At 60.2% G+C, this 21,211-nt stretch carries 18 protein-coding genes; 7 read left to right on the forward strand and 11 right to left on the reverse strand.

Annotated elements, in window-relative coordinates; genetic code table 11:
- The first annotated feature begins 636 nt into the window (after positions 1-636).
- Both gltP and ACM6IQ_RS27155 read left to right on the forward strand, forming a co-directional pair.
- Entirely contained in the window at positions 637-1,968 is a 1,332-nt protein-coding gene (gene gltP, locus ACM6IQ_RS27150) for a glutamate/aspartate:proton symporter GltP (protein WP_414880288.1), read from the forward strand.
- A 221-nt stretch (positions 1,969-2,189) separates the two neighbouring features.
- Complete coding sequence (locus tag ACM6IQ_RS27155) at positions 2,190-3,419, forward strand: nucleoside recognition domain-containing protein (RefSeq protein ID WP_017341745.1); 1,230 nt, start codon at positions 2,190-2,192, stop codon at positions 3,417-3,419.
- Positions 3,420-3,493: 74 nt separating this feature from the next.
- Here the strand turns inward: ACM6IQ_RS27155 and ACM6IQ_RS27160 are convergent, their stop codons facing one another.
- The 9 genes from ACM6IQ_RS27160 to ACM6IQ_RS27200 form a co-directional block, all read right to left on the reverse strand.
- Entirely contained in the window at positions 3,494-4,117 is a 624-nt protein-coding gene (locus ACM6IQ_RS27160) for an ABC-type transport auxiliary lipoprotein family protein (protein WP_017341744.1), read from the reverse strand.
- Positions 4,114-5,052, reverse strand: coding sequence for an MlaD family protein (locus ACM6IQ_RS27165; protein ID WP_017341743.1), 939 nt, complete (start codon positions 5,050-5,052; stop codon positions 4,114-4,116). Before ACM6IQ_RS27165 ends, ACM6IQ_RS27160 begins: the two co-directional genes overlap by 4 nt.
- A gap of 1 nt (position 5,053) precedes the next feature.
- Positions 5,054-5,857: an ABC transporter ATP-binding protein gene (locus ACM6IQ_RS27170; RefSeq protein WP_017341742.1), complete on the reverse strand. Its 804-nt coding sequence runs from the start codon at positions 5,855-5,857 to the stop codon at positions 5,054-5,056.
- On the reverse strand, positions 5,854-7,002 hold the full coding sequence (locus ACM6IQ_RS27175; RefSeq protein ID WP_414880289.1) for an MlaE family lipid ABC transporter permease subunit: 1,149 nt from the start codon (positions 7,000-7,002) through the stop codon (positions 5,854-5,856). The genes ACM6IQ_RS27170 and ACM6IQ_RS27175 overlap by 4 nt, the downstream gene beginning before the upstream one ends.
- 54 nt (positions 7,003-7,056) lie before the next feature.
- A complete protein-coding gene (locus tag ACM6IQ_RS27180; RefSeq protein WP_017341740.1) occupies positions 7,057-8,085 on the reverse strand; it encodes a DUF5924 family protein in 1,029 nt (342 codons plus the stop codon).
- A 230-nt stretch (positions 8,086-8,315) separates the two neighbouring features.
- Positions 8,316-9,692: a M16 family metallopeptidase gene (locus ACM6IQ_RS27185; RefSeq protein ID WP_414880290.1), complete on the reverse strand. Its 1,377-nt coding sequence runs from the start codon at positions 9,690-9,692 to the stop codon at positions 8,316-8,318.
- A gap of 193 nt (positions 9,693-9,885) precedes the next feature.
- On the reverse strand, positions 9,886-11,544 hold the full coding sequence (locus ACM6IQ_RS27190) for a Na/Pi cotransporter family protein (RefSeq protein WP_017341738.1): 1,659 nt from the start codon (positions 11,542-11,544) through the stop codon (positions 9,886-9,888).
- A gap of 267 nt (positions 11,545-11,811) precedes the next feature.
- Entirely contained in the window at positions 11,812-12,579 is a 768-nt protein-coding gene (locus ACM6IQ_RS27195) for a TerC family protein (protein WP_017341737.1), read from the reverse strand.
- Between the two features lie 85 nt (positions 12,580-12,664).
- Positions 12,665-13,972 (reverse strand): CitMHS family transporter, encoded by a 1,308-nt coding sequence (locus ACM6IQ_RS27200; RefSeq protein ID WP_017341736.1) that lies wholly within the window; start codon positions 13,970-13,972, stop codon positions 12,665-12,667.
- 410 nt (positions 13,973-14,382) lie between these two features.
- Here ACM6IQ_RS27200 and ACM6IQ_RS27205 point away from each other — a divergent pair, with 410 nt between their 5' ends.
- Positions 14,383-14,784, forward strand: coding sequence for a GFA family protein (locus ACM6IQ_RS27205; RefSeq protein ID WP_414880291.1), 402 nt, complete (start codon positions 14,383-14,385; stop codon positions 14,782-14,784).
- On the opposite strand, the gene ACM6IQ_RS27210 is transcribed toward ACM6IQ_RS27205, so the two are convergent.
- Positions 14,785-15,111: a DOPA 4,5-dioxygenase family protein gene (locus ACM6IQ_RS27210; RefSeq protein WP_414880292.1), complete on the reverse strand. Its 327-nt coding sequence runs from the start codon at positions 15,109-15,111 to the stop codon at positions 14,785-14,787.
- Between the two features lie 84 nt (positions 15,112-15,195).
- Here ACM6IQ_RS27210 and ACM6IQ_RS27215 point away from each other — a divergent pair, with 84 nt between their 5' ends.
- Positions 15,196-15,855 carry an NAD(P)-dependent oxidoreductase gene (locus tag ACM6IQ_RS27215; protein WP_414880293.1) on the forward strand — a complete coding sequence of 220 codons (660 nt, stop codon included), beginning with the start codon at positions 15,196-15,198 and terminating at the stop codon, positions 15,853-15,855.
- A gap of 84 nt (positions 15,856-15,939) precedes the next feature.
- Here the strand turns inward: ACM6IQ_RS27215 and ACM6IQ_RS27220 are convergent, their stop codons facing one another.
- Entirely contained in the window at positions 15,940-16,890 is a 951-nt protein-coding gene (locus ACM6IQ_RS27220; protein WP_017341732.1) for a choline sulfate utilization transcriptional regulator, read from the reverse strand.
- 114 nt (positions 16,891-17,004) lie between these two features.
- Between ACM6IQ_RS27220 and betC the strand changes: the two genes are divergently transcribed.
- The 3 genes from betC to ACM6IQ_RS27235 all read left to right on the forward strand — a co-directional run bounded on the left by betC (position 17,005) and on the right by ACM6IQ_RS27235 (position 21,178).
- The gene (betC, locus tag ACM6IQ_RS27225) at positions 17,005-18,519 is read left to right on the forward strand and encodes a choline-sulfatase (RefSeq protein ID WP_414880294.1); all 1,515 of its coding nucleotides are present in this window, start codon (positions 17,005-17,007) and stop codon (positions 18,517-18,519) included.
- A 16-nt stretch (positions 18,520-18,535) separates the two neighbouring features.
- Positions 18,536-19,456, forward strand: a complete 921-nt coding sequence (choX, locus tag ACM6IQ_RS27230) for a choline ABC transporter substrate-binding protein (protein WP_017341730.1) — start codon at positions 18,536-18,538, stop codon at positions 19,454-19,456.
- A gap of 153 nt (positions 19,457-19,609) precedes the next feature.
- Complete coding sequence (locus tag ACM6IQ_RS27235) at positions 19,610-21,178, forward strand: SulP family inorganic anion transporter (protein WP_017341729.1); 1,569 nt, start codon at positions 19,610-19,612, stop codon at positions 21,176-21,178.
- Positions 21,179-21,211 lie beyond the last annotated feature (33 nt).

The following is a 21,211-nucleotide window of genomic DNA, read 5'->3' on the forward strand; positions in this document are numbered from 1 at the left end:
GACGTTCTGCCTGTTTCAGGGGCGGAGTGACCTACGGGTACAGGGAGTGCCTGCGCAAGGGCCGGGTCAGGTAAAAGCTGCGACGCAAGTTCGCCGTCCCGTGATGGGGCGACGGACTTGCGGAGAGCTTATGCGCGCAATGTGTTGAAACACAGCGAACCACTCGGTTTCGCTGCCCTGCTCTCCATTCGCACGAATGATCACCGGAGAATAATTTCCCGGTGTTTCTTGCGTGACCGTACATCGAGAAAAAACCACCTGATTTTGCAGCGATTTTTCGCCTCTCATGGTCGGATTTTTCTGAAATACCCCTCCCGCAAAAATGATCAAAAAACACCCACCCTGCCCGGAAATGGCCGGTTCACGGCACTTATGCCTGCCGAAATGTCACATTCGAACCGTTTGCGACGTCGGTTTCAGTAAAAAAACCTCATGCCGATTCGGCATAGGGTAGGCGTTTACGGCATTAGACGTCGCTTCCTTGCATCGGAATAGTTGCGCCTTTTTTCGCCTGCCAGAGAGCCATGAATAATCGCTCCGGGGCACCTTATACGGGGGCAGATGCTCAAGACTTTTTCGCCACAAGCGTTCCAGTTCCTGCATCTGCCCGAGTCAAACGCAAGTAAGGGTAAAGATATGAAGAAGGCAAAGCTCAGCCTCGCCTGGCAGATCCTCATCGGTCTGGTATTGGGGATTGCAATCGGTGCGCTGCTTAACCATTTCAGTGCCGAGAAGGCCTGGTGGATTGGCAACGTCCTGCAACCGGCAGGCGATATCTTTATCCGTCTGATCAAGATGATTGTGATCCCGATCGTGATCTCCTCGCTGATCGTCGGTATCGCGGGTGTCGGTGACGCGAAGAAACTCGGCAGCATCGGCCTGAAGACCATCATCTACTTCGAGATCGTTACCACGATCGCTATCGTTGTCGGTCTGGTGTTGGCCAATGTGTTCCATCCGGGCGCCGGCATCGACATGAGCACCCTCGGTACCGTGGATATTTCCAAGTATCAGGCCACGGCGGCCGAGGTACAGCATGAACACGCGTTCATCGAAACCATCCTCAACCTGATCCCGTCGAACATCTTCGCCGCCATCGCTCGCGGTGAAATGCTGCCGATCATCTTCTTCTCCGTGCTGTTCGGCCTCGGTCTGTCGAGTCTCAAGCCCGAGTTGCGCGACCCGCTGGTGACAATGTTCCAGGGCGTTTCGGAAAGCATGTTCAAGGTCACCCACATGATCATGAACTACGCCCCGATCGGCGTTTTCGCACTGATCGCAGTGACCGTCGCCAACTTCGGCTTCGCTTCCCTGCTGCCGCTGGCCAAACTGGTGATCCTGGTTTACTTCGCTATCGCCTTCTTCGCCTTCATGGTGCTGGGCCTGATCGCTCGCCTGTTCGGTTTCTCGGTGATCAAACTGATGCGCATCTTCAAGGATGAGCTGGTGCTGGCCTACTCCACCGCCTCCTCCGAAACCGTGCTGCCGCGTGTGATCGAGAAGATGGAAGCCTACGGCGCGCCGAAAGCCATTTGCAGCTTCGTGGTGCCGACCGGTTACTCATTCAACCTCGACGGTTCGACGCTTTATCAGAGCATCGCGGCAATCTTCATTGCCCAGCTCTACGGCATCGACCTGTCGATCAGCCAGCAATTGCTGCTGGTGCTGACGCTGATGGTCACCTCCAAAGGCATCGCCGGTGTTCCGGGTGTGTCCTTCGTGGTGCTGCTGGCGACCCTGGGCAGCGTGGGTATTCCGCTGGAAGGCCTGGCGTTCATCGCCGGTGTCGACCGCATCATGGACATGGCGCGTACCGCACTGAACGTGATCGGCAACGCCCTGGCTGTATTGGTCATCTCCCGCTGGGAAGGCATGTACGACGATGCCAAAGGGCAGCGCTACTGGAACTCGCTGCCGCACTGGCGCAGCAAGGAAAAACTGCCGGCCGGTGAAACCTCCAGCAACTGATAGCTGACCCCTGTGGAGTCTGGCTTTTATGTAGGAGCCAGGCGGTCGGCGATAGCGGTGCATCAGACAACAGAGATGTTGAACGTGCCGGCCTTATCGCCAGCAGGCTGGCTCCCACAGTGACCTGAGCAAGCCGCACGAACAGACCCCGGAGAAATCCGGGGTTTGTCGTTTCTGGTGACCCCGCTATCATTCGCCACATTCTTCGGGGGATTCAACTGATGCTCAATGGCCTGTGGCTTGGCTTCTTCATCGTGGCGGCCGTTTCGGCGTTGGCGCAATGGCTGATCGGGGGTAACGCCGGGATCTTCGCGGCGATGGTGGAAAGCATTTTCGCCATGGCCAAGTTGTCGGTCGAGGTCATGGTCCTGCTGTTCGGCACCCTGACCCTCTGGCTGGGTTTTCTGCGCATCGCCGAGAAGGCCGGGATCGTCGAATGGCTGGCGAAGGCACTTGGCCCGTTGTTCCTGCGCCTGATGCCGGAAGTGCCGGCCGGTCATCCGGCCATCGGCCTGATCACCCTGAACTTCGCCGCCAACGGCCTGGGCCTGGACAACGCCGCCACCCCGATCGGCCTTAAAGCCATGAAGGCGCTGCAAGAGCTCAACCCCAGCGACACCATTGCCAGCAACGCGCAGATCCTGTTCCTGGTACTCAACGCCTCCTCCCTGACCCTGCTGCCGGTGACGATCTTCATGTACCGCGCCCAGCAAGGCGCGCCGGATCCGACGCTGGTGTTCCTGCCGATCCTGCTCGCCACCAGTTGTTCGACGCTGGTGGGATTGCTGTCGGTGGCGTTCATGCAGCGCCTGCGCCTGTGGGACCCGGTGGTGCTCGCCTACCTGATCCCCGGTGCCCTCGCCCTCGGCGGCTTCATGGCGTTGCTGGGTACGCTCTCGGCGACCGCTCTGGCCGGCTTGTCCTCGATCCTCGGCAACGTGACGCTGTTCGGGCTGATCATGCTGTTCCTGGTGATCGGCGCGCTGCGCAAGGTGAAGGTTTACGAGGCGTTCGTCGAAGGTGCGAAAGAAGGCTTCGACGTGGCCAGGAATCTGCTGCCGTACCTGGTGGCGATGCTGTGCGCGGTGGGCGTGCTGCGCGCGTCCGGGGCGCTGGACTTTGGCCTCGACGGGATTCGTCATCTGGTGGAGTGGGCCGGTTGGGACACGCGCTTCGTCGATGCGTTGCCGACGGCGATGGTCAAGCCGTTCTCCGGCAGCGCGGCCCGGGCGATGTTGATCGAAACCATGAAGACGTCCGGGGTAGACAGCTTCCCGGCGTTGGTCGCGGCGACGGTTCAGGGCAGTACGGAAACGACGTTTTATGTGCTGGCGGTGTATTTCGGCGCCGTGGGGATCCAGCGGGCACGGCATGCGGTGGGGTGTGCATTGCTGGCGGAGTTCGCCGGGGTGCTGGGCGCAATCGGGGTTTGCTACTGGTTCTTCGGTTAAGCACGCATCCCCTGTGGGAGCGGGCTTGTGTGGCGAGGGAGCTTGCTCCCTCGCCACAAAGGCCCTGAGTGTATTCAAGGGCGGGGAGGCGGTGCGACTTTCTGTCCTTGCTCCACCGCCCAGCTGACGACTTGTGCCGTCAACTGATCACTCGCCTGGCCAAACCCGGCCACCACCGCTGGCACCTTCACATCGCTCAGCGGCTGACTCACTTCAAAGCGGCGGCTGGCGAGGATGCGCTGGTCATAACCGCGCACCAACAACGCATCCAGACGCACTACGACACTCGCCGTGGTGCCTTGGTATTCAGTCTGGAACGCCTGCAAACTCCCGCCCAACTCCAGGTCCGCCTGGAAATTGCTGTCGTCGGTGCTCAGCAACGCCACCCGACCGTCACGCTGAAAACCATCCAGCAGTCGATTGCGCAGCAGTACCGGCGCCGGGTCGCTCCAGCGGGAAGCCTTGTAGCTGCTAATCAGGTCGCCTTGAGGAATCACGGCAATCTGCGGACTGTTCAACGCCTCGCTGGCCTGCAGTTTGGTCAGGCGCAGGGACCAGCGCTGCGGCGTGCCGTGACTGGGAGAAACGCTCTGGGCCGAAGGCAACCGATACACATCAGACGGCTCGGACGTGGGAAGGATCGAGCAGGCGCTGGTCAGCGCAAAAGCGCCGAGGAGGGCGATGTGAGTCAGCTTCATGGCGTGAACTCCTTGTTCTTGTCATTGCCCAGCAGATAACCGCTGGGGTTGGCTTCCAGACGCTGGGAAATCGCCCGCAACGACGTCAAGGTATCGCGCAACTCGCGCACCGCCGGGGCCAGTCCGTTGAGGCCTTGCATGCCGCTGTTGAGGGAATCCTGATTCCGGGTCAGCAACGTATTGATCGTCGCGCTGCTTTGCTCCAGCGACTTCATCGCCTGCTCGGCGCTGCCGAACATCTGCTTGCCTTGATCGTTGAGCAAACCGTTGGCGTTGCGCATCAGCGCCGACGTCTGCTCCAGCATCGCACCGGCCTGCTTGCCGACCGACGCCAGTTGCTGCATCGCCTGACGGATGTCACCGCGCTGATCGGCGATGGTGCCGGTGGTTTGTTCCAGGTGTTCGAGGGTCTTGCTGATGCGCTCGACGTTCTCCGCGGAAAACATCTGATTGGCGTTGTGCATCAAGACGTTCACGCCAGCCATCAAATCGTTGCTGTCGTTGAGCAGCCGGGCGATAGGTGAGGGCGATGCGACGATCGTCGGCAGATCACCGCCCTTGCCCTTGAGCGTCGGGCTTTGCGGCGTACCGCCACTGAGCTGGATGATCGACGTTCCGGTGATCCCGGTCAGCGCCAGTTTGGCCTGGGTGTCTTCCTTGATCGGCGTATCACCGCCCAGGCGAATCCGGGCCAACACCCGGCGCGGGTCTTTCGGGTCCAGGCGCAACGTCACCACGTCGCCGACCTTGATCCCGCTGTACTGCACCGCGCTGCCCTTGGACAGGCCGCTGACCGCCTCGTTGAAGACGATTTCGTAATCCTTGAACTCGGTGTCGACGCTGGACTTGGCCAGCCACAAGCCAAAGAGCAGGGCGCCCGCCACCACAATCACGGTGAACAGGCCAATCAATACATGATGGGCTCGGGTTTCCATGTCAGACCTCATTCAACTGTTGGGCGGCCGTCAGCGCCGCGCGGCCGCGAGGGCCATGGAAGTATTCGTGAATCCACGGGTCGTCGGTTTCCGAGACCTTGTCGATGGCGTCCGCCACCAGCACTTTCTTCTGCGCCAGCACCGCCACCCGATCGGTGATGGTGTAGAGCGTGTCGAGGTCATGGGTCACCAGAAACACACTCAAACCCAGCGCATCGCGCAGGGTCAGGATCAACTGATCGAAGGCCGCCGCGCCGATCGGGTCGAGGCCGGCGGTGGGTTCGTCGAGAAACAGGATGTCCGGGTCCAGTGCCAACGCCCGGGCCAGTGCCGCGCGCTTGATCATCCCGCCGGACAGCGAAGCGGGGTACTTGTCAGCGGCCGATAGCGGCAACCCGGCCAACGCCAGTTTGACCGCCGCCAGGTGTTCGGCATCGTTGCGGCTCAGGCCCGCGTGTTCGATCAGCGGCAGGGCGACGTTTTCGGTCACGGTCAGCGAAGAGAACAGGGCGCCTTTCTGGAACAGTACACCGAAGCGCCGCTCGACCATCGAACGCTCGTGTTCGGACAGCGTCGGAAGGTTCTTGCCGAACACCTTCACCACCCCTTCGCTGGGCTGGCGCAAGCCGACAATGCTGCGCAACAGTACCGATTTACCGCTGCCGGAACCTCCGACCACGGCCAGGATTTCGCCCTTGTACAGATCCAGGTCGAGGTTCTCGTGCACGCTCTGACGGCCAAAGCGATTGCACAGCCCTCGGACTTCGATCACCGCCTCGGAGGGCGCTCGGGGTAGACGACTCACCAGCCCATCTCCATGAAAAACAGCGCGGCCACGGCGTCGAGCACGATCACCACGAAAATCGACTGCACCACACTCGACGTGGTGTGCGCACCCACAGATTCAGCACTGCCGCTGACCTTGAAGCCTTCAAGGCAACCAATGGCGGCGATGAGGAACGCAAAGATTGGCGCTTTGACGAGACCGACCAGAAAATGCTGAACGCCGATGTCGGTTTGCAGCAGCGAGAGGAACATGGCCGGCGAGATATCCAGCGCCACGGCGCACACCACACCACCGCCGACAATCCCCGAGAGCATCGCCAGAAAGGTCAGCATCGGCAGCGCCACCAGCAGCGCGAGCACGCGCGGCACCACCAGCAACTCCATCGGATCGAGGCCCAAGGTGCGAATGGCATCGATCTCTTCGTTGGCCTTCATCGAGCCGATCTGCGCGGTGAAGGCACTTGCGGTTCGACCGGCCATCAGGATGGCGGTGAGCAGCACGCCGAATTCCCGCAGAAAGGAGAACGCCACAAGGTCCACGGTGAAGATGCTCGCACCGAAACTCTTCAGCACCGTCGCCCCGAGAAACGCGACGACGGCGCCCACCAGAAACGTCAGCAAGGCAACGATGGGGGCGGCGTCGAGGCCTGTCTGTTCGATGTGCGCAATCATTGGCGTGATGCGCCAGCGTTTGGGGCGCAACAGGTTGCGGGCGATGGTTTCCAGGATCAGGCCGACGAAGCCCAGCAGTTGCAGGGTGTCTTGCCAGATGGCGTCTACCGCGCGGCCAATGCGCGTCAGCAGCTGAATGCCGACGCCGATTTCCGGCTCCTTGATCGGCACGCAGAAGTCGGTCATCGAGCAATAAACAGTCTGCAACAGGGCACGATCGGCGACGGACAACGTGCAGTCGGGATGTTCGGCGGATTTGCCCAGGCGGTCCGACCCGAGCAACTCCACCAACAACGATGCGCCGGCGGTGTCGAGCGCGCCGAGGTTGTTGAGGTCGATGTGGGTGCTGTCGTCGTATTGCCCGCGGAGCTTTTCGCTCAAATTCTTGAGGTCAGCGTAATGGGCAAGCGTCCAGTCACCCGTGACGTGCAATTGCGCAGGGGTGTGCGAGGTGTCCAGTGAGGCACTGCCGGGCATTGTGCTGCTGGTCATAAGCTCCGTGCTTGTTCGGCTATTACGCAGAGTTACGTAATAGCACGAACCGCATTACTTTTCTTTGATCGGTGTGCTGTCCGTGATCTTGAAGCGCAACACACCGATCAACTGACCGTCCTCGGTCAGCACCCGAACCTGCCACTTGCCAGCCGGGTTACCGGGGAAGTTCTGCTTGTGGGTCCAGGCGCGATAGCCTTCCTTGCGCCCGCCATGGATGTCCAGTGCGATGCGATCGACTTCCTTGCCGTTGAACTGCCAGACATGGTAAATCCGCTCGTCCAGACCGCGCGGCGCGTTGATCGCCGTGTAGGCGTACAGACCGTCGCCACGAATCTGCTCGGCGCTGACTTCTTCCAGGCTTTTGCCTGGCGTGCGGTCCTGCATCTGGGTGCTGATCGCGACATCGGTCATCCATAGCGTGGCCGGCGGCACCCATGAGCGCAACACCCAACCCACGCCACCGATGCCGACGGTGATGCTCAGAATGGCCAGCGCGTTGCGCACCGTCCGGATCGGGAATATCGACGCCAGGCTCGGGAACGACAGGACGACGGCTGTGCCCAGGGCCAGTTTGAAACTCTGGGACGTGGTCAGGTGCAGGATGACGGGCAGGGCCGTCAGCAGCGCGGCAAACAGCGTCAGGGTGTGCAGCGCCAGAAACGCCCAGCGCCGGGGTGCCAGCCATTTGTAGTAGAGCGGGTCGGTAATGGAAATCAGCGCGGCGATGCACAGCAGCCCGGTGAAAAAAAACTGGCCGCTGTTCCAGGTGGTGGTGATGAAAAAGAAAGGCAGAACGAAAAACAGACTTTCCTGATGGATCATCTGCGTGGCGTAGCGCAGCAGCGGCTGGGGGATTTCGCGCTTGAAGATTCGGGTGAAGAGCTTGGTGAGGCTGTTTTCCAGCATCAGCCAGATCCAGCTGAGCACCATGATAATGGTGATCCAGGTCGCCAGGCCTTGCTGGCGATCGACCAGCATGAAGCTGCCGACCCCGGAGATGAAACCGCCGAGCGCAATGACCCCTGGGTAGCGCTTCATCAATTCGAGGATGCGCTGTACGAACAAGGTCAGGGTAGGCATTCGGCGATTCACAATAGTCGTAGGAAAAATCCCCGACAGGTTACCGCCCGTGGGGCAGTGTGGCGAGGGGGATACGTCCGTTTGACCCAACACGGCACTGTGACGGGGGAGCTTGCTCCCGCTGGGGTGCGAAGCGCCCCAAAAACCGGAAAACCGCATTCTTTCAACTAATACGCAGGCGGCGGCTGCGCAGCCGAACGGGAGCAAGCTCCCTCGCCACAGGGGAACCGTTACTTTCTGCGATAAACACGCCAGGCCAATAACCCGAACACCAGCAGCCCCAATCCCCCCGCGACCACCCACATCACCTGGTCATAACTCATCAACGGCTTCTCGATCCGCAGATAACCCGGTTGCAACAGCAACTCACGCATGGCCTTGTTGGCCTCTGCCAGCGTCACGCCCTGCAGTTCTCTGGCCGGGTCAGCGAAACGACCTTCCTCGTAGTCTCCCAGCGCGCTCCAGTAGTAGTCGGCCAGTGCGCTGTTGCCTTGCACGGCCCAGGCCTGGCGAGCGATGGCGGCCTGCTTGAGGCGGTTGAAGGTGTCGACGTCCAGTCCGTTCTTGAGCAAGTCAGCCTTCAATTCATCCAGGACTTGCTCGGCCTCGGGCACATCGTCGCGCTCAAGGTCGGCGTTGAGGCTCATGAAACCCACGCCGCCAAACACCTCGCGTTCGGCCGAGGGGCCGTAGGACAAACTGTGCGCCAGACGCAGCTGGCGATAGAGCGCCCAGTCCAGATAGTCCTTGAGCAGGTCGAAGGTTTCGTCATGCTGGTCTTCCAGCACCGGCTCCGGCACCAGCCAGTGCAACTTCGCTCCGCCGCCGACAAAGCCGTGACTCAACGTGCGCTCATGGGCCGCGCTGGCCTGGATTTGCGGCAGTGGCGGATGCTCGCTCGGGTCAACGGCCTGAAGTGCGCCCCAGGCCCGTTCCAGATAAGCCGGCAGCAAGCGGTCGAGGTCGCCGACCATGATCAGTGTCATGTTGTTCGGCGCGTACCAGGCCTTGCGTACCGTCTCCAGTTGTTCGCGGGTCAGGTTATCGACCTCGGCCCGCTCCGGGCACTTTAGCCCCAGTTCCACCGCCAGTTGATTGCTCGCCGTGTGGCCCAGATCCTGACGATCCAGCCAGCGTTGCAAGTGTGAGTAATGACCGCCGTCCTCGCGCTCGACCACCTGTTTGGCGGCGTTGATGGCGTTGTCGTCGATTCGGGTCTGGGTCAGAAGAGCCAGCAGCAGGTCGAGGACCTTGCGCTGGTTTTTCGCCGGCGCTTCGATGACAAATGTGGTGTCGGCGTTGCTGGTGTAAGCGTTCCACTCACCGCCGAGCGTCTGCATGCGTTCTTCAAGACCGCCTTCGCCGGTGGCATCGATGCCGCTGAACAGCAGGTGTTCGAGCAGATGCGGCAGTTCTTTTTCGGCGCAGCTGAAATCATCGATACCGACGCCGACCACCAGTCGAATCGCTACATGCCCGCGTTCGGTGCCGGGTTTGAGCAGCATTTGCAGGCCATTGGGCAGCGTATAGCCCTCGACCTGAAAACGATCCAGGGCAAACGAGGGCAGCGATCCGAGCAACAGGCAGGCGAACAACAGACAACGCATAGCAAGCTTCCAGGCAATCAATCGAAGATCCGTGTCGTCCTTTAGGCCGCTATCGCGGGCAAGCCCGCTCCCACAGTGATCTTTTGTGTAACTGGGATTATGTCCGACCCGGATCACCTGTGGGAGCGGGCTCGCCCGCGAAGACGGTCTTGAGGCTGAACCACTGTAACTGACTGACCACACTGCCAGACGTTCAAGGCGAATGCGTGATGTCAGACAAATCATCGACGATGAGCGCGCCGGTGTCAGACGTTTCCAGCACCACATACGCACTGCTGCAGAACAATGAATTCAGGCGCTTCATGTCGGCAATCAGCTCCAGGTGCAGCGAGCTGGTCTCGATACTCTGCACGATCTTGCGTTGCAACCGGCTGACATGCGCATGGGCCAGGCGCCGCTCCTGTGCGCGAAAGCGACGTTTCTCCCGCAGCAACTGACGGGCACTTTCCTTGTCGGCGCTGAGGAACACCGACAATCCCAGGCGCAAATTGGAAATCAGCTGACTGTGCAGCCCCGCCAATTCGTCCAGACCGACCTCAGAAAAAGACCGGCGCTGCGAGGTTTTCTGTTGCTGCACTTTGCGCAGCATGCGCTCGATCAGGTCGCTGGCGAGTTTGAGGTTGATCGCCAGTTCGATGATTTCCGCCCAGCGCCGACTGTCGTGTTCACTAAGGTCTTCGCGAGGCATCTGCGCCAGATAAAGCTTGATCGAGCTGTAGAGCGACTCCACATCATCGGTCAGGCGACGCATTTCCTGGGTGACGGCGGTTTGCTTGCCGCGCAGCACGTCGAGCATGGCCTCGAGCATATTGTCGATCAGATCGCCAATGCGCAGGGTTTCCCGGGCAGCGTTGGCGAGCGCCAGGCTGGGGGTCACCAGCGCCGTCGGGTCAAGGTGCCGAGGTTTGGCGGTGCCGTTGGTTTCCGGCCGCTCCGGCAGCAGCCACGCACAAAGCCTGGCCATCGGCCCGACGCTTGGCAGCAGGATCAGGCAACGCACGGTGTTGTAGAGCAGGTGGAAGCCGATGACCATTTCCTGTGGGCTGAAATCCAGACTGTCGATCCAGTGCACGAGCGGGTCGAGTACGGGAATGATCAGCAACAGGCCGATCAGCTTGTACAGCAGGCTCCCGAGCGCCACCTGACGGCCCGCGGCGTTCTGCATGCTGGTGCTCATGAACGCCAGAATACCGCTGCCGATGTTGGCACCGATCACCAGGCCGATGGCCACGGGCAAGCTGATCACACTGGCGCCGGCCAGTGTCGCGGTCAGCAGGACGGCGGCGAGGCTGGAGTAGGAAATCATCGCGAACAACGCGCCGACCAGGGCGTCGAGCAGGATGTCGCCGGTCAGCGAGGCGAAAATCACTTTGACCCCTTGGGCATGGGTGATCGGCGCAGCCGCTTCGACAATCAGTTGCAGCGCCAGAATGATCAGCCCGAGGCCGATGCTGACGCGGCCCATCTGCCCGAGCCGCGTCTGTTTGCGCGACAGAAAGAAAATCACCCCGAGGAAAATCAGCAGCGGCGACAGCCATGACAAATCGAAGGTCAGGACCCGTGCCATCAGCGCCGTACCCACGTCGGCACCGAGCATGGTCGCCAACGCCGGCATCAGCGCCATCAGGCCCTGGCCGACAAAGGACGTGACGAGCATGGCGGTGGCGTTACTGCTCTGGACCATGGCGGTCACGACAATGCCCGCGATGAATGCCAGCCAGCGCTTGGACATGTTCTGGCCAATCACATGGCGCAAGTTGGAACCATAGACCCGCAGAATGCCGGTTCGGACGATGTGCGTGCCCCAGATCAACAAGGCCACGGCAGAAAGCAAATTGAGCAGGGTGAGCATACGGGCCCCCTGTGGTGGTAGCGCCCCAAAGGAGCAAGTTGACGGTGCCGCGCGACTTTCTACGTTGTGTACTTAAGCTGTAGTTGGCTAACGGTCTGGGCGCCAGCATCGCATAGCTAAAGAGGCGATTGAAACAAAACTGTCATGAAAACAATTTGATGCAGACAAAGAAAAAGGGACCCGAAGGTCCCCCCGCACTTCCTGTAAGAGCCCGTGTGCGGCGAGGGGATTTATCCACTCGCCACAACAAGCTCACGGCCACAAGTGTTACTGGCCCGGAATGTCCTTGCGCAGTTTCACCGGATCCTGCTGTTTTTTCTTTTTCGCCATCGCGGTGCGCATCTTGATGTTGATCGCTTCCACCGCCAGCGAGAACGCCATGGCGAAGTAGACGTAGCCTTTTGGCACGTGCACGTCCAAGGATTCGGCAATCAGCACGGTACCGACGATCAACAGGAACGACAGCGCCAGCATCTTCAGCGACGGGTGCTTGTCGATGAACTCGCTGATGGTGCCCGAAGCCCACATCATCACCAGCACAGCCACGATGATTGCCGCGACCATGACCGGAACGTGGGAGACCATGCCGACGGCGGTGATCACCGAGTCCAGCGAGAACACGATGTCGATGATCGCGATCTGGATGATGGTGTAGATGAAGCTGCCGCCCTTGCCCGAAGGCTCTTCATGGGTTTCGTCTTCACCTTCCAGCGCGTGGTACATCTCTTGCGAGCTCTTCCACAGCAGGAACAGACCACCGAAGAACAGGATCAGGTCGCGTCCGGAAATACCCTGGCCGAACACTTCGAACAGGTCTGCGGTGAGGCGCATGACCCAGGTGATCGACAGCAGCAACAGAATCCGCGTGATCATGGCCAGCGCCAGGCCGAAAATCCGGGTGCGCTGCTGCATGTGTTTGGGCATGCGGCTGACCAGGATCGAAATCATGATGATGTTATCGATACCCAGGACGATTTCCAGGGCGGTCAGGGTAAAGAAGGCAACCCAGATTTCAGGGTTGGTCAGCCATTCCATGTGTATTCCTTTGAGCGAGTGTTAAACCAGAACGGGCCCGGGCTTCAAACAGCAAAGCCTGGACCCGTTGTGGTGAGTCTTGGGCTTATAGAGTGCTGAACAGCGGAAAGATCCCCATCAGCAACGCGGCGACCAGTATGCACATGCACACCAGCACTGCCCATTTCAGGGTAAAGCGCTGATGGTCACCGAAGTCGATACCGGCCAGGGCCACCAACAAATAGGTCGATGGTACCAGCGGGCTCAGCAAGTGGACGGGCTGACCGACGATCGAGGCACGTGCCATTTCAACCGCGGTTATACCGTAATGACTGGCGGCTTCGGCAAGTACTGGTAACACGCCGTAATAAAATGCGTCGTTCGACATGAAGAACGTGAACGGCATGCTCACCAGCGCGGTGATCACGGCCAAGTACGGGCCGAGGAAATCAGGAATCACCGCCAGCAGGCTTTTCGACATCGCATCGACCATGCCGGTGCCCGACAGGATACCGGTGAAAATGCCCGCCGCGAAGATCAAACCGACCACCGCAAGTACGCTGCCAGCGTGAGCCGCGACGCGATCCTTCTGCTGTTGCAGGCAAGGATAGTTGACGATCATCGCGATACTGAACGCCACCATGAACAACACCGGCATCGGCAACAGACCGGCAATCAGGGTGCACATCAGGCCCAGGGTCAGGGCGCCGTTGAACCAGATCAACTTCGGACGACGGGCATCCGGGAATTGCGAAACACTGATTTCACTGTGGTCGATTTCATCGCCCACCAGGTGCAGCTCACCCAGACGCGCACGCTCGCGTTTGCCGTAGAAGTAGGCAATCGCCAGGATTGCCACCACGCCGAACGCCATCGCCGGAATCATCGGAACGAAAATGTCGGACGGGTCCACGTGCAGCGCACTGGCCGCACGGGCAGTCGGGCCGCCCCATGGCGTCATGTTCATCACGCCACCGGCGAGGATGATCAGGCCGGCCATGATCCGCGGGCTCATGCCGATGCGGCTGTAGAGCGGCAGCATGGCGGCCACGCAGATCATGTACGTGGTCGCGCCGTCACCGTCGAGGGAAACGACGAGCGCCAGTACGGCGGTGCCGACCGAAACCTTCAGCGGGTCGCCCTTGACCAGTTTGAGGATCTTGCGCACGGCCGGGTCGAACAGGCCGGAGTCGATCATCAGGGCGAAGTAGAGAATGGCGAACATCAGCATCACGCCGGTCGGCGCAAGCTTGGTGATGCCTTCGAGCATCATCGGGCCGATCTTCGGCGCAAAACCGCCGAACAGAGCAAAGACGATCGGGATGATGATCAGGGCGATCAGCGCGGACAGGCGCTTGGTCATGATCAGGAACATGAACGTGATGACCATGGCGAAGCCAAGGAAAGTCAGCATGGGAATACTCCAGGCGTAGCGCGGCTAGGGAATGGGCGAACCGGGTGGGTCAGCGCAGAACGGGAAGCACGAGGCGTACGGGCGGAGTTGCAGCGAAGCGGCGGGTTGCAAAGGACATCAGGGTCACCATTGTTGTTGTTAAATGGGCTGTGCGAGCGATAAAACACTGGCATTGGCCGACCGGTCTGTTGCCGGTAGTGGGGCGATCCTAATCGGGGAAGCTTTCACCGAGCTTTCGCTGATGAAAGCATTGATGGGATGTACAACCGGTCGTCGGACCGGGGCAGGAAGGGAAACCGGGTTGGGGCCATCGCCGGCAAGCCGGTCTCACTCCCACATTGAAATGAGTTCTCTGTGTGGAGCGGGCTGCCCGCGATGGCGTCCGTGATATCGCAACAGGAGGAAAGGTCATGAGCGACATTCACACCGGCGGCTGCCACTGCGGACATCTGCGCTATCAATTCAGCGGCCCCTTGCGCGACATCGCCCACTGTCACTGCTCGATTTGCCGACGGGTCAGCGGCGGGATCGTGACCACCTGGATCACCGTGCCCGCGTCCGCCTTCGAGTGGGTGAAAGGCACACCGGCGCAGTACGCCTCGTCTTCCAGCTGCATACGCTATTTCTGCCCGACCTGTGGGGCTCAGATTGCGTTGGTCACGCAGCTCAGTCCCGAGAGCATCGACCTGACCATCGCCACCCTCGATCATCCTGAGCAGGCCCCGGCGGAGCGGTACATCTGGACCGACAGCCGTCTGCCATGGCTGCATCTGGACGAGCACTTGCCGGGTGAAGCCGAAGAAACCCTGTGATCAAAAAACAGACAGGTCCAGTGTCCGGATCGCGCCCATCCAGATTGCATGTTCCGTGTGGTCAAGCAGATCGTCGCCGGTGTCCGGGTGCAGGAACACCACCAGTCCCTTGCGGTTGAGGGCCAACCACGGCAACACGTCGCCGATGAGCTCCGGCCCGAACGCCAACTGGCAGCTCCAGTCCGGGTGCGGACCCACCGGACGTTCGTGCACGCGGCCCATTTTCAGCGGAAACAGGTTCGCCGCTTGCTCACACAACGTGCGCGCCTGATCCATGTGGGCGGCATCGAAATACACATGGGCGTGATAGCCCTTGATCTGTTGCATCTGAATCCCTCTGAAACCCGGTCGAACCCTCACCGATTCCTGCAGGTCACACGCCATATACATAGGAAAGTGCGGAGTCCAGCCATGAAAAATGCCGAAACCCCAGTGGTAAAAGTGGTGCTGTATGGTGCCATGAGTAGCCTGGGCAGTGCGCTGATGGCTGAAATGCTGCGGCGCCAACATGAAGTGATCGCGATTCTCGACGACCTGACGGCGCTGGCACCACGCCCCGGTCTGCGCACCAAGACCGGTGATCTGTTTGATGCCGAGCGAGTCAAGCAAAGCGTAGCGGGCTGCTCGGCCGTTATCTGTCTACTGGATGCACCCGGGTTACCGTTTAATAGCGAGCACGTAGAAAAATCCATCCTGCTAGGTCCGGTTGAACAAGTACTGGCGGTCGATGCACTTGTCGATGGCATGGAGGCCGCCGGCATCGCCAGACTGTTTCTGGTGGGCGACTTCGAGGTGCTGGACGATCCGCAGATCGAGGATCAACTGCAACGCCACGCCGCCGAGGAAATCCGCGAGGCGCTGCAAGGCAGTGCGTTGCACTGGACGATGGTCAATGCGCCACGCGGCGTTGCCGGGCTGACAATCGAGCACTTCAGTCAAGTCAGCAGCAGCCTGGAACCAGGGCTGGCCGAACCCCTTCAGCGGTTGAGCCGCGTCGCGGTGGGGATTGCCGATGAGTTGCACTTGAATCTGCACGTTGGCGAACACGTTAATTTCATCGCGACTTCATAGCAGTAAAAGATCGCAATCGAAGGCAGCTCGACCTTGGAATGTGTTCCCAGGTAGGCGCTGCCGAAGGCTGCGATCTGTTAACTTTCACACCGCAATCGAAGGCAACGGCAGACCATTGAGCGATTGTGCGTTGCTGGCCTGCTCGGCCATTAACCAGTCCACAAACTGTTGAATCAATGCCCCGCGCCGTTTGCGCTGCGGCAGGACCACGTAATAACCCAGCCGGGACATCACCGTGTCAGCAATCGGTCGACACAACAAACCTTGCGCGAGCAAGTTATCCACAAGGTGCCGCCAGCCAATCGCCACTCCCTGGCCGCCAATCGCCGCTTGAATCAGCAGGGTGTAATTGTCGAACCGCAGTTGTCCGGGCGCTGGCGCCGACGTGATCCCTAACTCGCGAAACACGCCGCTCCAGTCGAACCAGTTGCTGCTGTTTTCGCCGCGCAGGTGCAGCAGCGGAAATTCCAGCAGCGACTGTGCAGGCAAGGGCAGGGCACGATCCTTCAACAGCAGCGGACTGCACACCGGAAACACTTCTTCGCTGAACAGCCAGTGGCTTTCGCCCTGCTTGAAACGCCCGTCGCCAAACAGCACCGCCACATCAATGTCGGTGCGCAGCATATTGAGGCTGCGCTCGCTGGTGACCAGGCTGACGTCCACTTGCGGATTGGCGGCGTGAAAGCGGTGCAGACGGGGCATCAGCCAATAGGCGGCGAAGGCGAAATCGGTGGCCACCTGCAATACTTCATGCTGATGCTGTGCACTGATTGCGCTCAACCCTGCGTCGATATTCTGCAAACCGAGCTGAACTTGCTCAAAAAGAATCGTCCCAGCCTCGGTCAGCTCAATGCCGCGATAAATGCGATCGAACAGCCGGGTAGCGAGCTGATCTTCCAGTCGTTTGATCTGCTGACTGATGGCCGGTTGCGTGGTGCCCAGTTCAACCGCGGCCGCGGTGAAGCTGCGCTGGCGCGCCGCGGCTTCAAAGGCACGGAGCAGATCAAGGGACAAATCACCCAGAGCGTCATACATAAGCTGTGCTTATCCTAGTCATTGCCTGGCATGGGCTTTACCACAAAGAGCATGGACTCCATGCTCGATCACAGCACTCTCGCATAAATATTCACTATGGAATGCCGCGATCACATGAAGCGCAAGAATATTCTTTTCATCATGGCCGATCAGATGGCCGCGCCAATGTTGCCGTTCTACGGTCCTTCGCCGATCAAACTCCCCAATCTCAGCCGCCTCGCCACCCAAGGCGTGGTGTTCGACGCCGCCTATTGCAACAGCCCACTTTGCGCGCCGTCGCGTTTTACCCTGGTCAGCGGTCAGTTGCCGAGCAAGATCGGCGCTTATGACAACGCGGCGGATTTCCCTGCCGATGTACCGACCTACGCCCACTACCTGCGGCGCCTCGGTTACCGAACCGCACTGTCCGGCAAAATGCACTTCTGCGGCCCGGACCAGCTCCACGGTTACGAAGAACGCCTGACCAGCGACATTTACCCGGCCGACTACGGTTGGGCGGTGAACTGGGATGAACCGGACGTGCGTCCGACCTGGTATCACAACATGTCGTCGGTGCTGCAAGCCGGGCCGTGCGTGCGTACCAATCAACTGGATTTCGACGAAGAGGTGGTGTTCAAGGCCCAGCAATACCTGTTCGATCACATCCGCGAAGATGGCGATCAGCCGTTCTGCCTGACCGTGTCGATGACTCACCCACACGATCCGTACACGATTCCCAAGGCGTTCTGGGATATGTATGACGATGCGGACATCCCGTTGCCCCAGACGCCGTCGCAAACCGAGCTCGATCCGCACTCCCAGCGTTTGCTCAAGGTTTACGACCTGTGGGACAAATCGCTGCCTGTGGATAAAATCCGGGATGCGCGCCGTGCGTACTTTGGAGCATGCAGCTATATCGACAGCAATGTCGGCAAACTCCTGCAAACACTCGAAGAAACGGGGCTGATCAACGACACGATCATCGTCTTCTCCGGCGACCACGGCGACATGCTCGGCGAGCGCGGGCTCTGGTACAAAATGCACTGGTTCGAAATGGCCGCGCGCGTTCCCCTGTTGATAAGTGCGCCGGGACAGTTCGGCGCAGGGCGGGTCAGCGCAGCGGTTTCCACCGCCGACCTGTTGCCGACGTTTGTAGAGCTGGCCGGCGGCTCGCTGGAGCCGGGCCTGCCACTGGATGGCCGCTCGCTGGTTTCGCACCTGCAAGGGCAGGGCGGTCACGACGAAGTCTTCGGCGAATACATGGCCGAGGGCACCATCAGCCCCTTGATGATGATTCGTCGCGGCGCCTACAAATTCATCTACAGCGAAGACGACCCATGCCTACTCTTCGACGTACACAACGACCCGCGTGAGCAGGAAGAACTCAGCCAATCGCCGCAACATCGGCCACTGTTCGAAGAGTTTCTTAGCGAAGCGCGGGCCAAATGGAACATCCCGGCGATACACCAGCAGGTGCTCGCAAGCCAGCGTCGCCGGCGCTTTGTCGCCGACGCGCTGACCATCGGCAAGCTGAAGAGCTGGGACCACCAGCCGCTGGTGGACGCCAGTCAGCAATACATGCGCAACCACATCGACCTCGACGACCTGGAGCGCAAAGCACGTTATCCACAACCCTGCCAAAACCAATAATGTTAAGGGGAAGTCCATGCAAAAGTTATCCACAGTACTGACGGTCGGGCTGCTGGCCCTGGGCAGTGCATCGGCGTATGCCGATCAGAGCTGCGAGACGGTGAAAATGGCCGACCCTGGCTGGAGCGACATCGCCGCAACCAACGCCATCACCGGGTTTCTGCTGGACGGCATGGGCTACAAGCCCAAAGTCGACACCCTCGCGGTGCCGATTACCTTTGGCGGTTTGAAGGATGGTCAGGTTGACGTGTTCCTGGGTAACTGGATGCCTGCGCAGCAGGGTTTCTACGACAAGTTCGTGGCCACCGGCGACGTCACGCAACTGGCGAAGAACCTCGATGGCACCGAGTTCACCCTGGCTGTTCCGGATTATGTGTGGGACGCAGGTGTGCATAACTTTGCCGACCTGAACAAGTTCGCCGACAAATTCGACAAGAAGATCTACGGCATCGGTTCCGGAGCCCCGGCGAACATTTCACTGCAAGAAATCATCAAGAAGAACGACTTCGACATGGGTCAGTGGAAACTCGTCGAGTCCAGCGAACAGGCAATGCTGGCCGAAGTGTCTCGTGCCGTGAAGAAGCAGAAGTTCGTGACCTTCCTCGGCTGGACGCCGCACCCGATGAACGTGCAGTTGAAAATGCATTACCTGAAAGGTGGCGAGAAATACTTCGGCGATACCGGCAGCGTTCACACGCTGACCCGCAAAGGTTATGCACAGGCCTGCCCGAATGTTGGCAAATTGCTCACCAACCTGAGTTTCACTCAGGAAATGGAAAACAGCATCATGGCGGACGTGGTGAACAAGAAGGTCAGCAATGCCGATGCAGCAAAAGCGTGGATCAAGGCTAATCCGGCGGTGCTGGACAAGTGGCTGGATGGCGTGAAGACCGTGGACGGGAAGGATGCGTTGCCGGCAGTGAAAGCCAAGTTGTAAGCATGATCTGTGGCGAGGGAGCTCGCTCCCGCTCGGGTGCGAAGCGCCCGCAGATGTCTAGGGCTGCTTTGCAGCCCAGCGGGAGCAAGCTCCCTCGCCACAATGATCGCGTCGTCCTGTTACCCTGCGCAAAACCCCCGACCGAGAGGACCCATGGCCCTTCCCAGCCGCCATTCACTCTTTCCCTTCCTCACGTGGTTGCCCCGGCAAACCCGCGCCAGCGTCGGCCGTGACCTGATTGTCGGCCTCAGCGGCGCCATTCTCGCGTTGCCGCAATCCATTGCCTACGCGCTGATTGCCGGTCTCCCACCGGAATACGGCTTGTACGCGGCGATCATCCCGGTGCTGATTGCCTGTCTTTGGGGATCGTCGTGGCATCTGATCTGCGGCCCTACGGCGGCCATTTCGATTGTCCTGTACGCCAGCGTCAGTCCTCTGGCCGTTCCCGCGTCCAAGGACTACATCACGCTGATCCTGCTTCTGACGCTCCTCGCCGGTATTTTCCAGTGGCTGCTGGGTTTGCTGCGATTCGGCGCGCTGGTAAATTTTGTCTCGCACTCGGTTGTGCTCGGTTTCACGCTTGGCGCCGCGGTAGTGATTGCCATCGGTCAAATACCCAATCTGCTGGGGCTGGACGTGCCCAACCAAGCCACGGCACTGGACAGTTTTATGATGCTGTTCAGGCATCTCGGCGAGGTAGACCAACCTTCGCTGGTGCTGGGCCTGGCAACTGTCGTCGTGGGGGTGACGCTGAAACTGCTGTTGCCGCGCTGGCCAACGCTATTGATCACCCTGGTCCTGAGCGGATTGCTGGTATGGCTCTGGCCAACGATGTTTGGTCACGTGCAGTTGGTCAGCGCGTTTGTCGGGCGCCTGCCGCCCTTCAGCCCGTTGCCGCTGGACCTTGATCTGATCCTGCGTCTGTTGCCCAGCGCCGTGGCGGTCGGGATGCTCGGGCTGGTGACGAGTCTGTCGATTGCCCGCTCCTTGTCGGCGCGGTCGCAGCAGTTGCTCGATGCGAATCAGGAAGTTCGCGCCCAAGGCTTGTCGAACATTGTCGGGGCGTTTTTTTCCGGCTCGCTGTCAGCCGGGTCCTTCACACGCTCGGGACTGAGTTACGAAGCGGGTGCCTGCTCGCCGCTGGCCGGGGTTTTTTCGGCGATGTGGGTGGCGCTGTTCGCGATCTTCGGCGCCCATCTGATTGCGCATATTCCGATCCCGGCCATGGCCGGCAGCATTCTGTTGATCGCCTGGGGATTGATCGACCATCGCGGCATTCGCGCGTTGCTGCGGGTCAGCCGCGCCGAGTTCGTGGTGATGGCGCTGACCTGTATCGCCACGCTGTTGCTGGAGTTGCAGACGGCGATTTATGCCGGAGTGCTCGCGTCCCTGTTTTTCTACCTCAAGCGCACCTCACAACCTCGTGTGCAGCACTGGCGCGACGGCGATGAAGACATTCTGCGGGTCGGCGGGTCGATCTTCTTCGGCGCCAGCCATTACCTGCAAGTGCGCCTGCAACGGATGCACGGCGCGCGCGTGGTGATCGAGGCGCAGCACATCAACTTCATCGACTATTCGGGTGTGGAAATGCTGCACCAGGAAGCGCGACGGCTGCGTAAGCAGGACCGCAGCCTGACCTTGCGCGGTGCGCGGCCGCCGGTGGTGGAGGAGTTGAGGAAGCTCGAAGGCGCGGAGAAATGCCCGATCCGGTTTGAAGACTGAAACACCGCTTTCTGGACAACCAAATACCTGTGG

Source organism: Pseudomonas sp. IT-P100 (assembly GCF_949767185.1).
GTDB lineage: Bacteria > Pseudomonadota > Gammaproteobacteria > Pseudomonadales > Pseudomonadaceae > Aquipseudomonas > Aquipseudomonas fluorescens_B.

Excerpts from the sequence above, each read along its gene's own strand:
- ACM6IQ_RS27160 (WP_017341744.1), bottom strand. The coding sequence starts at position 4,117 with ATGAAGCTGACTCACATCGCCCTCCTCGGCGCTTTTGCGCTGACCAGC.
- ACM6IQ_RS27165 (WP_017341743.1), bottom strand. The coding sequence starts at position 5,052 with ATGGAAACCCGAGCCCATCATGTATTGATTGGCCTGTTCACCGTGATT.
- ACM6IQ_RS27205 (WP_414880291.1), top strand. The coding sequence starts at position 14,383 with ATGAGCGACATTCACACCGGCGGCTGCCACTGCGGACATCTGCGCTAT.
- ACM6IQ_RS27195 (WP_017341737.1), bottom strand. The coding sequence starts at position 12,579 with ATGGAATGGCTGACCAACCCTGAAATCTGGGTTGCCTTCTTTACCCTG.
- ACM6IQ_RS27185 (WP_414880290.1), bottom strand. The coding sequence starts at position 9,692 with ATGCGTTGTCTGTTGTTCGCCTGCCTGTTGCTCGGATCGCTGCCCTCG.
- ACM6IQ_RS27180 (WP_017341740.1), bottom strand. The coding sequence starts at position 8,085 with ATGCCTACCCTGACCTTGTTCGTACAGCGCATCCTCGAATTGATGAAG.
- ACM6IQ_RS27235 (WP_017341729.1), top strand. The coding sequence starts at position 19,610 with ATGGCCCTTCCCAGCCGCCATTCACTCTTTCCCTTCCTCACGTGGTTG.
- choX (WP_017341730.1), top strand. The coding sequence starts at position 18,536 with ATGCAAAAGTTATCCACAGTACTGACGGTCGGGCTGCTGGCCCTGGGC.
- ACM6IQ_RS27215 (WP_414880293.1), top strand. The coding sequence starts at position 15,196 with ATGAAAAATGCCGAAACCCCAGTGGTAAAAGTGGTGCTGTATGGTGCC.
- ACM6IQ_RS27210 (WP_414880292.1), bottom strand. The coding sequence starts at position 15,111 with ATGCAACAGATCAAGGGCTATCACGCCCATGTGTATTTCGATGCCGCC.
- ACM6IQ_RS27175 (WP_414880289.1), bottom strand. The coding sequence starts at position 7,002 with ATGACCAGCAGCACAATGCCCGGCAGTGCCTCACTGGACACCTCGCAC.
- ACM6IQ_RS27155 (WP_017341745.1), top strand. The coding sequence starts at position 2,190 with ATGCTCAATGGCCTGTGGCTTGGCTTCTTCATCGTGGCGGCCGTTTCG.
- ACM6IQ_RS27220 (WP_017341732.1), bottom strand. The coding sequence starts at position 16,890 with ATGTATGACGCTCTGGGTGATTTGTCCCTTGATCTGCTCCGTGCCTTT.
- ACM6IQ_RS27190 (WP_017341738.1), bottom strand. The coding sequence starts at position 11,544 with ATGCTCACCCTGCTCAATTTGCTTTCTGCCGTGGCCTTGTTGATCTGG.
- betC (WP_414880294.1), top strand. The coding sequence starts at position 17,005 with ATGAAGCGCAAGAATATTCTTTTCATCATGGCCGATCAGATGGCCGCG.
- ACM6IQ_RS27200 (WP_017341736.1), bottom strand. The coding sequence starts at position 13,972 with ATGCTGACTTTCCTTGGCTTCGCCATGGTCATCACGTTCATGTTCCTG.
- gltP (WP_414880288.1), top strand. The coding sequence starts at position 637 with ATGAAGAAGGCAAAGCTCAGCCTCGCCTGGCAGATCCTCATCGGTCTG.